General features: G+C 69.2%; 14 protein-coding genes. 10 read left to right on the forward strand and 4 right to left on the reverse strand.

The features are described from left to right. Positions 1–39: 39 nt before the first annotated feature. Both ABD693_RS09120 and ABD693_RS09125 read left to right on the forward strand, forming a co-directional pair. The gene (locus ABD693_RS09120) at positions 40–690 is read left to right on the forward strand and encodes a hypothetical protein (protein WP_344696750.1); all 651 of its coding nucleotides are present in this window, start codon (positions 40–42) and stop codon (positions 688–690) included. A gap of 64 nt (positions 691–754) precedes the next feature. Next, on the forward strand, positions 755–1,354 hold the full coding sequence (locus ABD693_RS09125) for a methyltransferase family protein (RefSeq protein ID WP_344696751.1): 600 nt from the start codon (positions 755–757) through the stop codon (positions 1,352–1,354). A gap of 25 nt (positions 1,355–1,379) precedes the next feature. Here the strand turns inward: ABD693_RS09125 and ABD693_RS09130 are convergent, their stop codons facing one another. From ABD693_RS09130 to ABD693_RS09145, 4 genes are all read right to left on the reverse strand, one after another. Beyond that, the gene (locus ABD693_RS09130) at positions 1,380–1,907 is read right to left on the reverse strand and encodes a PRC-barrel domain-containing protein (RefSeq protein ID WP_344696752.1); all 528 of its coding nucleotides are present in this window, start codon (positions 1,905–1,907) and stop codon (positions 1,380–1,382) included. 124 nt (positions 1,908–2,031) lie between these two features. After that, complete coding sequence (lexA, locus tag ABD693_RS09135) at positions 2,032–2,691, reverse strand: transcriptional repressor LexA (protein ID WP_344697605.1); 660 nt, start codon at positions 2,689–2,691, stop codon at positions 2,032–2,034. 116 nt (positions 2,692–2,807) lie between these two features. Next, positions 2,808–3,371 (reverse strand): anthranilate synthase component II, encoded by a 564-nt coding sequence (locus ABD693_RS09140; RefSeq protein ID WP_344696753.1) that lies wholly within the window; start codon positions 3,369–3,371, stop codon positions 2,808–2,810. 27 nt (positions 3,372–3,398) lie between these two features. Beyond that, the gene (locus tag ABD693_RS09145) at positions 3,399–5,354 is read right to left on the reverse strand and encodes a peptidylprolyl isomerase (protein WP_344696754.1); all 1,956 of its coding nucleotides are present in this window, start codon (positions 5,352–5,354) and stop codon (positions 3,399–3,401) included. Between the two features lie 124 nt (positions 5,355–5,478). Between ABD693_RS09145 and tpiA the strand changes: the two genes are divergently transcribed. The 8 genes from tpiA (at position 5,479) to ABD693_RS09185 (ending at position 12,228) form a co-directional block, all read left to right on the forward strand. Beyond that, positions 5,479–6,222, forward strand: a complete 744-nt coding sequence (gene tpiA, locus ABD693_RS09150) for a triose-phosphate isomerase (protein WP_344696755.1) — start codon at positions 5,479–5,481, stop codon at positions 6,220–6,222. Positions 6,223–6,271: 49 nt separating this feature from the next. Then, positions 6,272–6,661 carry a preprotein translocase subunit SecG gene (gene secG, locus ABD693_RS09155; protein ID WP_344696756.1) on the forward strand — a complete coding sequence of 130 codons (390 nt, stop codon included), beginning with the start codon at positions 6,272–6,274 and terminating at the stop codon, positions 6,659–6,661. Positions 6,662–6,803: 142 nt separating this feature from the next. Continuing rightward, positions 6,804–8,435 carry a CTP synthase gene (pyrG, locus tag ABD693_RS09160; RefSeq protein WP_344696758.1) on the forward strand — a complete coding sequence of 544 codons (1,632 nt, stop codon included), beginning with the start codon at positions 6,804–6,806 and terminating at the stop codon, positions 8,433–8,435. Positions 8,436–8,481: 46 nt separating this feature from the next. After that, entirely contained in the window at positions 8,482–9,174 is a 693-nt protein-coding gene (locus tag ABD693_RS09165; protein ID WP_344696759.1) for a M10 family metallopeptidase C-terminal domain-containing protein, read from the forward strand. Between the two features lie 65 nt (positions 9,175–9,239). Beyond that, positions 9,240–9,989: a MauE/DoxX family redox-associated membrane protein gene (locus ABD693_RS09170; protein ID WP_344696760.1), complete on the forward strand. Its 750-nt coding sequence runs from the start codon at positions 9,240–9,242 to the stop codon at positions 9,987–9,989. 38 nt (positions 9,990–10,027) lie between these two features. After that, on the forward strand, positions 10,028–10,324 hold the full coding sequence (locus ABD693_RS09175) for a hypothetical protein (RefSeq protein ID WP_344696761.1): 297 nt from the start codon (positions 10,028–10,030) through the stop codon (positions 10,322–10,324). 55 nt (positions 10,325–10,379) lie between these two features. Next, positions 10,380–11,930, forward strand: coding sequence for a hypothetical protein (locus ABD693_RS09180; protein ID WP_344696762.1), 1,551 nt, complete (start codon positions 10,380–10,382; stop codon positions 11,928–11,930). 64 nt (positions 11,931–11,994) lie between these two features. Continuing rightward, a complete protein-coding gene (locus tag ABD693_RS09185; RefSeq protein ID WP_344696763.1) occupies positions 11,995–12,228 on the forward strand; it encodes a hypothetical protein in 234 nt (77 codons plus the stop codon). Positions 12,229–12,238: the final 10 nt, after the last annotated feature.

The raw sequence follows: 12,238 nt of genomic DNA on the forward strand, positions 1-12,238 counted from the left end.
GCCCCCTAGCTTGGCCCGTGCCGAGCTAGGGGGTTTTTCATGGCGTTGCGTCTGCTTGGAATATGCGTGCTGGGGTTCGCGGTGGCCGGCTGCGGTCCGGCGGTGACCCAGCGGTTCGAGGCGAGCCCGAGCGCGACCTATGCCGCCTTCGAGCAGGCGTGGGGCAAGCCGAGCAAGGACCTGCGCACGATCGACGGCAAGAGCGTCGTCGTCGCCTACGATTACGAAAAGGTCGAGGGGAAGAGGCTCGAGGCGATCATGACGATCGACGGCGAGGAAGCCGCGATGGTCGGGCTCGAGATGGTTGCGGCCGACGAGGGCAAGGCGACCGACGTCCAGGGCACGATCCGGATCGACGACGAGAAGTTCCGCAAGGCGACCGGCGCGACCGACATGCCGCCGCTGAACGGGATGCTCGCGAACATGGCGCTGAAGTCGCTTCTGGCCGAGGCATCCAAGCAGATGAAGGTCGACGGCACGCTCGGCTATGGCGGGCCGTTCGGCAGCCTTTCGAGCCGCGCACGGCAGGCGAGCACCGATCCCGAAGAGCGCGAGATGGAAGCGCGCTCGCAGGCCTATGCCGCGAGCCGTCCGATGGTGAGCACGCGCGGCGCAAGCACCGCCGGGGCGAGCACCGCGCCGATGATCGACCCGAGCAAGCCGACCGGGCAAAGCGCGTCGGGCTACTGATCGGCTTGCCAGTCCCGGGACCGTGCGGCACTCCGTGCGCGGGGTTTACGTGGGGGAGTGAAGCATGATGCAATTGTGGCGCGGCGTGCCGACCAATGCGGCGGCGCTGGCGGTGCTGTTCGTCGGTCTGGCGATCGGCCTGATCGGGATCATCCGGGTCAGCCGCGGACAGGATGCGGAGCAGCAGAAGGGCGGCGAGAAGGCCGGCTCTTCGAAGCTCGGGATCCTCGTCCAGGCGCTGGGCTTTGCCCTCGCCTCGGGCCCGGTCGCCGTCACGACCGGCTTCTCCGAGGGGCTTGCAGCGCCGCGGACTTGGCTCGTGCTGCTACTCATCGGGGCGAGCCTGTGGCTGGTGCTGAGCGCGTTTCGCGTGATGGGTGAGGAATGGGCGCTGGTCGCGCGGACCCGCGAGGCGCACCGGCTGGTGACGAACGGGCCGTTCGCGCTGGTGCGCAATCCCATCTATCTCGGGCTGTTGCTTTACCTCGGCGGAATGGCGGTCGCGCTGGGATATGAGCGGCATCTGCCCTTTGCCCTGGTCGCCTTCGCAGTCGGGACGGCGATCCGGGTCCAGGCCGAGGAGCGGTTGCTGCGCGCGCGTTTCGGCGGGGCCTATGACGCTTATGCGGCGCGAGTGAAAAGGATCATCCCGGGCCTGATCTGACCCGGGACGATCCGTCTGGCGCCGTCTATCGGCGCCAGTCGCGGTCGATGTCGCGGCCAGGGTCCGCGCGTTCACGCTGGCGGCGTTCGAGCGTGTAGCGCACGTCCTCGCTCGTGAAATCGACACGGTAGCCGCCGCGCTGCTCGTCGTAGCGCAATTCGTCCCACTGCACGGGGAAATGCTGCTGGTCCATGCCGAGGAATCCGGTGGCGTGGGACAGGACGGCGTAGCGGACCTGGCCGCGATATTTGTCGAGCATCAGCGTCTTGATCGTGCCGAGGCGCTGGTCGTCGCGGCCGTAGACCGGCGTTCCCTCAACCTTGCTCGAGGCGATCAGGTCGCGGGTCTCGTCGGTCGGGACGGGAGCGCCGCGATCGGTGCGGGCGAACCGGTCGCGGGCGTCTTCGCGGCGGCTGGCGGGGTCGCGGTCGTCGCGGCCCGAACGGAAGAAGCCGCGGTCGCGATCGCGGTAAGCGTCGCGGTCGGGCGCGCGCTCGTCGTCGCGGAGCCGGTCGCGGGTTCGGTCGTCGTCACGATATCGGTCGAAAGCCATGGCTTGTTCCTCCTTCAGGCAGGAGAAAAGCCAGACCCCGCCGCCGCGTTCCGACCGTTTCGGAGGCGTGCGCCCGAACGGCGCGACCGTCCGCCGAAGTGCCGCGCGGCCGGCGGCGGGCGTGTCAGTGGTAGCGGCGGATCAGGCCGGCGAGCTTGCCCTGGATCTCGACGCGCCGCGGCTCGTAGCGCTGCGGCTCGTGCGCGCGGTTGGCGGGGTCGAGGCGGATCATCTGCCCTTCGCGGCGGAAGGTCTTCAAGGTCGCTTCCTCATGGTCGATCAGCGCGACCACGATCTCGCCCTCGCGCGCGACGTTGGTCTTGCGAATGAGGACATAGTCGCCGTCGAGGATGCCCTCGTCGACCATCGAGTCGCCCGACACCTCGAGCGCATAATGTTCGCCAGGTCCCAGCAGGGCGGCAGGGACGGGGAAGCTGTCCTGGCCCTGCAGCGCCTCGATCGGGGTGCCGGCGGCGATCCGGCCGGCGAGCATCAGGTCGATTGTGTCATTGGCGGCGACCACCGGACGCGGGGCCGGCGACAGGGCAGGGGCCGGCGCGCCGCTACCCGTCTCGGGCATGCGGACGACCTCGAGCGCGCGGGCGCGATTGGGAAGGCGGCGGATGAACTGCCGTTCTTCGAGCGCGGAGATGAGGCGGTGCACGCCCGACTTGCTCTTGAGGTCGAGGGCCTCGCGCATCTCGTCGAAGCTCGGGCTCACCCCCTCCGCCTTGAGACGCTGGTCGATGTAGGTGAGCAGTTCGCGTTGCTTGGCGGTCAGCATGAGGTTCACGGGCCCTGTAGTGAACAGACGGGGAACGGGTAAGGAACGTTACGAGGTCCGTCAAGACGTTTTTGTGCCCGCCGCCGACCAGCCAACCCGGCGGGAGCGCTGACCGGTTACCCGGCCAGCGCCAGGAAATTGGCGAGGAGGGCGAGGCCGTGGTCGCTGGCGATGCTCTCGGGGTGGAACTGGACGCCGTGGACCGGGGCGGAACGGTGGGAGAGTGCCTGGACCGTGCCGTCGCTTCCGTGGGCGGTGGCGACGAGGTCGGGCGGAAGGTCCTCCGCCACGAGGCTGTGATAACGGGTCATGGTGACGGGGGTGGGGAGGCCGGCGAAGAGGCCGCTGCCGTCGTGGGTGATGGCGTCGGTCTTGCCGTGCATCGGCGCGGCGTGGGCGATGGTCGCGCCGCCGGCGAGCGCGATCGCCTGGTGGCCGAGGCAGACGCCGAGGAGCGGCTTGGACGCTTCGACGCAGGCGGCGGCGAGTGGGACCGAGATGCCGGCGTCGGCGGGGTGGCCGGGCCCGGGGCTGATCAGAAGCGGGCCGGGGTGGGCGAGGGCGTCGGCGACGGTGATGTCGGTCGAGCGGGCGACCGTCACCTCGGCGCCGAGCTGGCGGAGGTAATCGACCAGCGTGAAGGTGAAGCTGTCGACATTGTCGATGACGAGCAGCTTCATCCTGGCCTCACGCGCAGAAGGCTGGCGTTACTCCGCCGGCGCGGCGCCGTTGCCGAGGATGCGGGCCTTGGCGGCGGCGATGGCCTCCTCGTTGCGGCTGACCTTGAGCTCCTTCTGGGCGGCGGTGAGCCACTCGAGCGCGAGTTCGGTGCCGGCGGCGCGCTGCACCTCGACGAGCTGCTGGGCGATCACCGTCGGCTGCGAGGCGGCGCTGCCGGGCACGATCTTGTCGAGCTTGACGAGATAGATGCCCGAGGGACCCGCGGCGCGCTGGGCCTTGCCCGGCTGCAGCGAGAACAGGATGCGCAGCGGCGGCGGGACTTCCTGGCCCTGCTGCGCGAACTGGGCGAGCGCGCCGCGCTTGAGCTCGATCGCCTCGGCGGGCTTGATGCCGGGCTGCTTGAGCGCGGCCATGGCGTCCTTGAGCGCGGTGCCGCGGGCGACCTGGTTGAGCACGGTTTGCGCGGCGGCGGCGGCCTGCTCGTTGGCGCGGCGGGCGACGAAGTCGTTGCGGACCTGCGCGGCGATCCGGGCCAGCGGCGCGGGGGTCGCCGGCACGGTGTCGGTCACGTCGACGAGCGCGTAGCCGACCTCGTTGGGAAGCGTCTCGACCACGGGATCGTCGTCGACGCCGAGGTCGAAGCCCTGCGTCGCGATCTGCCCATATTCGGGCGGGAGCTTGTAGGTTGGCTGGTCGAACACCGCCCCGGTGCGGGTCAGCGGCGGCGTGGTGAGGACCGGCAGCTTGTAGGCGGCGGCGACCTCGTCGAAGGTCTTTCCGTCGGCGAGCGCATCCTCGACCTTGCCGACGAGGTCGGCGAGCGCTTCCTTCTTCTTGTCGGCGGTCAGCTTGGCGACGATCTCGGCGCGTGCGGCCTCGAGGCTCTTGCCGCCGGCGGCCTGGATGCTCTCGACCTTGATCGCGTCGAAGCCAGTCGAGGACTGGACCGGGCCAATTACGGTGCCGGCGGGAGCGGCGAAGACCTGCGCGGCGACGGCTTCACCGGTCTTGGCGGCGAGTTCGGCGCGGGTCTGCGGCCCGACGCTGACATCGGCGGCGGAGAAGCCGGCGGGCGCGGCGGCGGCGGCGAAGGTGCCGCCGGCACGGGCGCGCTGGACGATTGCGGCGACCTGGTTGCGGTCGGGCAGGGTGGCGCGCGAGACGACGCGCTTCTCGACCCCGCCGTAGGTCGCGGCGTTCGCCTTGTAATAGTCCGCGATCTCCTTCTCGCTCGGGGCGATGGAGCCGAGCTGCTCGGCGGTGAGGCGGGCGATACGGAGCGCGCGGCGCTCGGGGATGGTGTAGCGGGGGAGGTTCTGGCGGTAGAAGGCCTGCAGCTCGGCGTCGGTCGGGGCCGGGCCGTTGACGAAGGCGGCGAAGGGGATGAGCGCGAGCTCGCCCGAGCGCTGCTCGAACAGGCTGTCGGCATAGGGGCGTGCGAGGCCCTGCGCGACGCGGGCGTTGGCGGCGACGGGGGTCAGGACGAGCCGCTGGAGGAGCGCGGTCTCGATCTCGCGGCGGACCTGGCTGTCGGTCAGGCGGTTCTGGGCGAGGAACTGCTTGTAGGCGGCGTCGCTGAAGCGGCCGTCGAGGCCCTGGACGCCCGGGATCTTGACGATCTCGGCGTCGACCAGCTTCTTCGAGACGGTGAAGCCGTGCTTCTTGGCATAGGCCCAGAGCGTGCGCTCCTGGATCAGGCTGTCGACGATGGTGTCGAATTCGCCCGCGAGGTCGGCGTAGGTCGCCTGCGGGTTCTGCTCGCGGACCTGGGCGAGACGGCGCTGGAGCGCGGTGTCGAGATCGGCCTGCGTCAGCTCGGCGCCGCCGACCTTGGCGAGCGTGCCCTGCGGCAGCGACCCGCCGCCCTGACGCAGGTTGGTGATGTCGGCGACCGCGAAGCTGGCGAGGATCGCGACCAGGAACAGGATGCCGATGACCGTGCCGGCCTTGGACTTGGTGAGGCGGCGGAAAAATCCGAGCATGGGGGCGTATCTGGTCCTGGACGTGTGAGAGACTGGGGCGGGGCTGTAGGGCCGCGCGGCGCTTCCTTCAAGCACAGGGGCTTGCTAGGCGCCGGCACTTCAACGGCAAGTGAACGGAGCGCATATGGTCAAGCTGGTCGCCGGCAACTGGAAGATGCACGGAACCTCGGCCGATCTGGGCGAAGTGCGCGCGATCGCGGCCTTTGCGGCGAAGTACGAGGGGGCGGTCGACGTCGCCCTGTGCCTGCCCGCGACGCTCATCCACCGCGCGGCCGAAGCGGTCCCGGGCTTTACCGTCGGCGCGCAGGACATGCATGCCAACGAGGAGGGCGCGCATACCGGCGACCTCGCGGCGGCGATGCTTCACGACGCGGGCGCCCAGATCGTCATCGTCGGGCACAGCGAGCGACGCGACGCGCATCGCGAGGCCGATGCCGACGTCAGGGCCAAGGCCGAGGCGGGGCTTCGCGCGGGCTTGAAGGTCATCCTGTGCGTGGGCGAAAGCCTCGAAGTGCGCGAGGCCGGGCGGGCCGAGGAAACGGTCGCGGCGCAGGTCGATGCCTCGCTGCCGCAAGGGCCGGTCGATCCGGCGCGGTTCAGCGTCGCCTATGAGCCGATCTGGGCGATCGGCACCGGCCGCGTCGCCGAATGCGGCGACATCGAGGAAATGCACGCGGCGATCCGCGCGCGGCTGGTCGCAGCCTATGGCGAGGCGGGGGCGGGGGTACGGATCCTCTACGGCGGGTCGGTCAAGGCATCGAACGCGGCCGAGATCTTCGCGACGCCCGAGGTCGGCGGGGCGCTGGTCGGGGGCGCGAGCCTGACGGCGGCGGACTTCCTGCCGATCGTCGAGGCGGGCGCGGCGTAGAAAATCCGCATCGTTGAACTTGTCGGGCTTCGCCGCTAAGTGGCCGCCCATGTTCACCTTCCTGCTCATCGTCCAGACCCTCGTCGCCGTCTCGCTCTGCACGGTCATCCTGCTGCAGCGCTCGGAGGGCGGCGGCCTCGGCGTGGGCGGGTCGAGCGCGGGGTTCATGACCGCGCGCGGCGCGGCCGATTTCCTCAGCCGGGCGACGGCGGCGCTGGGCGGCCTGTTCGTGGTGTTGTGCATCGTGCTCGCCGCGATCGCCGGCACGCGCGGCGATGCGCAGAAGGTCGATGCCTCGATCGCCGCTCAGCCGGTGTCGCAGCAGGCACCGACCGCGCCGCTCGGCGATGCCGGCACCACTACCGCCCCGCCGGCGGGTGCGGTCAAGCCGAACAACGCCCCGCCGGCCGACAACGGCGCGGTCCCGCTCGCGCAATAAGCACCATTTTCCGCCAGGCCCGGGTGACGTCGCGGGCCGCGCCCCGGCCTCGCTCGAGGCGACCGGAAGTGATGCGTCCACCGGGCCGGGAGAAAGATTCTCCTTGCCCCTTTTCGATTCTCATCCCTAAGGCCCGACTCCCATGGCGCGGTTTGTTTTTGTCACCGGCGGCGTGGTTTCCAGCCTCGGTAAGGGTCTCCTCTCGGCTAGTCTTGCAGCCCTGCTGCAGGCGCGCGGCTACAAGTGCCGCATCCGCAAGTTCGACCCCTATCTGAACGTCGATCCGGGGACGATGTCGCCGTATCAGCACGGCGAGGTCTTCGTTACCGACGATGGGGCCGAGACCGACCTCGACCTCGGCCATTACGAGCGCTTCACCGGCGTGTCGGCCAAGCAGTCGGACAATGTCACCACCGGGCGCATCTATCGCGACATCATCGCGCGCGAGCGGCGCGGCGATTATCTTGGCGCGACCGTGCAGGTGATCCCGCACGTCACCAACGCGATCAAGGAATTCGCGCTGGCCGACACCGACGGCCTCGACTTCGTAATCTGCGAGATCGGCGGGACGGTCGGCGACATCGAGAGCCTGCCCTACATCGAGGCGCTGCGGCAGCTTCGCAACGACCTCGGGCGCGGGAATACGGTGAGCGTCCACACGACGCTGGTGCCGTGGATCAAGGTCGCGGGCGAACTCAAGACCAAGCCGACCCAGCATAGCGTGCGCGAAATCTCGAGCCTCGGCGTCCAGCCCGACGTGCTGCTGTGCCGCTGCGAGATGCCGATCCCCGAGGCCGAGCGGGCCAAGATCGCGCAATTCTGCAACGTGCCCAAGAGCGCGGTGATCGAGGCCTTGGACGCGCGCTCGATCTACGACGTGCCGCTGCAATATCATCGCGAAGGCCTCGACGACGAGGTGCTGAAGGCGTTCGGGCTTCCGACCGACCCGCGCCCCGACTTGAGCCGGTGGGAAAGCGTGATGGATGCGGTCGACCATCCCGAGGGCGAAGTGACGATCGGCGTGGTCGGCAAATATGTCGGCCTCCCGGACGCCTACAAGAGCTTGCGCGAGGCGCTGGTCCACGGCGGCATCGCCAACCGCGTCAAGGTCAACATCAAGTGGCTCGACGCGGAGATGTTCGAGAAGGGCGACGAGAGCCTCGCGGGCGAACTAGAGCCGATGCACGCGATCCTCGTGCCCGGCGGGTTCGGCGAGCGCGGGAGCGAGGGCAAGATCGCGAGCGTGCGCTTCGCCAAGGAGCGCAAGGTGCCGTTCTTCGGCATTTGCCTGGGCATGCAGATGGCCTGCATCGAGGGTGCGCGGGCGGCCGGTCACGCCGAGGCGTCGAGCACCGAGTTCGGCGATACCAGCGAGCCGGTGGTCGGAATGATCACCGAGTGGATGAGCGAAGAGGGCCTGCAGGAGCGCGCCGCCGGCGGCGACCTCGGGGGCACGATGCGCCTCGGCGCCTATGAGGCGACGCTTGGCGGCAACAGCCATGTCGCGGCGATCTACGGGACGACCACGATCAGCGAGCGGCACCGCCACCGCTACGAGGTCAATGCGCATTACCGGCCCGCGCTCGAAAAGGACGGTCTGGTGTTTAGCGGGCTGTCGCCCGATGGCCGGCTGCCCGAGATCGTCGAGCGGCCCGATCATCCCTGGTTCGTCGGCGTCCAGTTCCACCCCGAACTCAAGAGCCGCCCGTTCGAACCCCACCCCCTGTTCGCAAGCTTCATCGCGGCGGCGGTGAAGCAGAGCCGGCTGGTCTGAGCTTCCGCTAACCGGGCGGTAAGGCGCGGCGGGCACAAGTGGTGGCATGCTGTTCCTGCTTTTCGCCCTCGCGCAGCCCTTGCCGCCCGCTCAACCGCCCGCAAGCGGTGAGCCGCTGCAGATCCTGACTCCGGCACCGCCGACGCCGAGCGCGGGGACGCCGGGCTGGAGGTCGGGCTTCCCGCAGACCGACACGACCTGCTCGCGTGACGACAGCGGGGTTCCGGCGCTTCGCGGTGGACCGCGCAGCGAGCGGGTGTGGGGCAGCGACATGAACAGCCGGCTATTCGGCGGGGCAGGGCAGGACTTCCTCGCCGGTGGGCCCGGCGACGACGAGGTGGTCGGTGGGCCCGACCTCGACATCCTCGTCGGCGGCGCGGGCAGCGACCGCTTCGTGATCGACAGCGCCGACGACAGCGCGGCGGACGAGAGCGGGAGTTGGTCGCAATTGAACGGCGACACTATCGTCGTCCTGACGCCGAAGGACTTTGACAAGATCGACCTGCGCGGCATGCGCAAGGAAGGCGCGAACGTCCCGGCAACGTTCCTCTTCACCGGTCGTCGGCCGGGCAATTACGCCGTCTGGTCGCGCCCCCGGAGCGGCGATACCGAAGTGCTCGTCGATGTCGATGGTGACTCCAAGGCCGATGTGGCCTTGCGGTTGATCGGCAATTTCAGCCTGACGCCCGCTCTCTTCTGCGGGGTCGGCGAGGGCGCGGTGACCGAACCGTCCGAGTGACCTGCCGACGACGGCAACGGCAAGCGCCGGTTTCCGAAAACGACCGCGCTTCCTATCTCGGGGGCATGAACGCTCCCGCCACGACCAAGCCGCGCGCCGTCCTCTACCGGATGGTGATGCCCAGCCACACCTGCCCGTTCGGGCTGAAGGCGCTGCATCTGCTGAAAAGCCGCGGCTATGCAGTCGAGGATCATTACCTGCGGACGCGCGAGGAGACCGACGCGTTCAAGGCGGAGCATGGCGTCCAGACGACCCCGCAGGTGTTCATCGACGGCAAAAGGATCGGCGGGCATGACGACCTGCGGCGGTTCCTCGGGCTTCGCGTGGCCGAGCCGGGGGCGACCAGCTACCGGCCGGTGGCGGCGCTGTTCGGGATGACCGCGCTGATGGCGCTGGCGCTCAGCTTGGCGGTTTACGGGACTCCGCTGACGGTGCGCGCGGGCGAGTGGTTCATCGCCTTGTCGATGTGCGTGCTGGCGCTCCTCAAGCTGCAGGACATCGAGAAATTCTCCTCGATGTTCCTGAACTACGACCTGCTGGCCAAGCGCTGGGTGCCTTATGCTTATGCCTATCCCTGGCTCGAAGGGCTGGCGGGCGTGCTGATGCTGTGGGGCGGGGCGCGCTGGCTGTCGGTCCCGATCGCGTTGGTGATCGGCGGGATCGGCGCGGTGAGCGTGTTCAAGGCGGTCTATGTCGACAGGCGCGAATTGAAATGCGCCTGCGTCGGGGGCTCGTCGAACGTGCCGCTGGGCTTCGTCTCGCTGACCGAAAACGTGATGATGGTCGCGATGGCGCTGTGGATGGCATTGATGTGAGGGTTGTGGTTGGGAGCGCGAGGCATCAGATAGCGCCGATGCGGCTCTGGCTTGCCCTCTTGACCTTGTGCGCGCTGCTCGTGGCGCCGCTGGCGACGCCTGCGATGGCGGCGGCGGGGCCCGATCATTGCGCCGAGATGGGTGGCATGGCCAAGTCGCATGGCGATAAGGCGGCTCCTAAGGAGAAGAGCTGCTGCGTCGCGGCAGCGGCCGCCTTGCCGAGCGCGGGCGATGCGCCCGATCCGCTTCCTCCCGTGGTCTCGGCCAAGGCCGGGCCGGTGGCGCAGTTGACCGCCCAGCGCGCCGACGTCGAAGTTCCTCCGCCACGATCCTGAGGCCGAAACGCGGATGATGACGTCCGCTGACGCTATCCTCAGGAGTTTTGACACGATGAAAAGCCAGTTTCTGCTGGCGAGCGGCCTTGCCGGCCTGCTCGTCGCCGCGCCCGCGAGCGCGCAATCGCACATGGGCCATAATATGCCGGGCATGACCATGCCGAAGCCGGCGAAGAAGCCGGCGGCGAAGAAGCCTGCGGCCAAGAAGAAGCCGATCGCTGCCAAGAAGCCGGTCGCGGCCAAGCCCGCGGCGACGAAGCCGTCGGTCACCGAGGCCGCGCCGCCCGCCGCCGAAGCGCCCGCGGCTCACGACCATGGCGCGATGGACCATGAGGCGATGCCGGGCATGGCCATGCCGTCCACGACGCCGCCGTCCGCCGCGACGACCATGGATCATAACGCCATGCCGGGGATGGATCATGCGGCGATGGGGCACGAGGCGCATGCGATGACGGGCGCGCTCGGCGTGTATCCGGCCGGGCGCGAATCCTCGGGTACCGCCTGGGCGCCCGACAGCACCGAGCATCGCGGGCTGATGCGCCAGGCCGGCGAGTGGATGCTGATGGGGCATGCCGACCTCAATCTCGTCGGCAGTTTCCAGGGTGGTCGGCGCGGGGCCGACAAGGTCTTCGTCGGCGGCATGCTGATGGGGATGGCGCGCCGGCCGGTGGGGGCGGGCACGCTCCAGCTGCGCGGCGCGGTCAGTCCCGATCCGCTGATGGGGAAAAGCGGCTATCCGCTGTTGCTCGCGAGCGGCGAGACCGCGGACGGGGTCAACCGGCTGATCGACCGGCAGCATCCGCACGACTTCTTCATGGAATTGTCCGCGAGCCTGTCGCAGCCGATTGGGGCGAAGAGCAGCGTCTTCCTCTATGGCGGGCTGCCGGGCGAGCCCGCCTTCGGGCCTGGCGCCTACATGCACCGCGAGGCGGCGATGGACAGCCCCGAGGCGCCGATCACCCACCATTGGCTCGACAGCCAGCATATCAGCTTCGGCGTGCTGACGGGCGGGGTCGTGCTGGACCGCGTGAAGTTCGAAGTGTCGCGCTTCAACGGGCGCGAGCCCGACCAGTATCGCTGGAACATCGAGACCGGCCCGCTCGATTCGACCGCGCTTCGGGCGAGCTGGAACCCGACCGCCGACCTCGCGCTGCAGGTCAGCTGGGCGGACTTGAAGGAACCCGAACAGCTCGAGCCGGGGGTGAACCAGAAGCGCTGGTCGGCGAGTGCGCTTTACGGCCATACGCTCGGCGACGGGTCGCGGGTGGCGGGGACGCTCGCCTGGGGCCGCCGCACCGCGGAGGGGCACAGCTATGACGCGTTTGCCGCCGAAGGATCGTGGAAGAAGGGGCTGTGGACCGTCTTCGGCCGCGGCGAGCTGACCGAGAACAACGAACTGCTCGAGGTCGCCGACCATCATGGTGAGGCGTTCCGGGTCGGCAAGGTGTCGGCGGGCGCGGTGCGTGACTTCCGGATCGCGGATCGGGTGAAGCTCGGGGTCGGCGGCCTGCTGTCCGTGAACTTCGTGCCGGCGGGGCTGGCGCCCGAATATGGCGGGCGCAATCCGCTCGGCGCGATGGCGTTCGTGCGGCTGAAGGTAGGCTGATGACGAGGAACTGGACCCCGGCCCCGGCCGGGGTACAAAGGCCGCAATTCCAGAAGGACCAACGATGATGATTCTCTCGGCTTTGGGCGCGCTGGCGCTCGCCTCCGGGCCCGCTCCGATGAAGGTGCCGGTCGCCGGCCAGACCCACGATCATGCCGCCATGGAAGGCATGGCCGACAAGGACGGCAAGATGGACTGCTGCTGCTGCAAGGGCGAAAAGACGATGCCCTGCTGCGATGGCATGAAGAAGGACGCGCCCGCCGCCGACCAGGCTGGCGAGCACCACCACGATCACTGAGTAGAAAAGC

Source organism: Sphingomonas rosea (assembly GCF_039538065.1).
GTDB classification, from domain to species: domain Bacteria; phylum Pseudomonadota; class Alphaproteobacteria; order Sphingomonadales; family Sphingomonadaceae; genus Sphingomicrobium; species Sphingomicrobium rosea.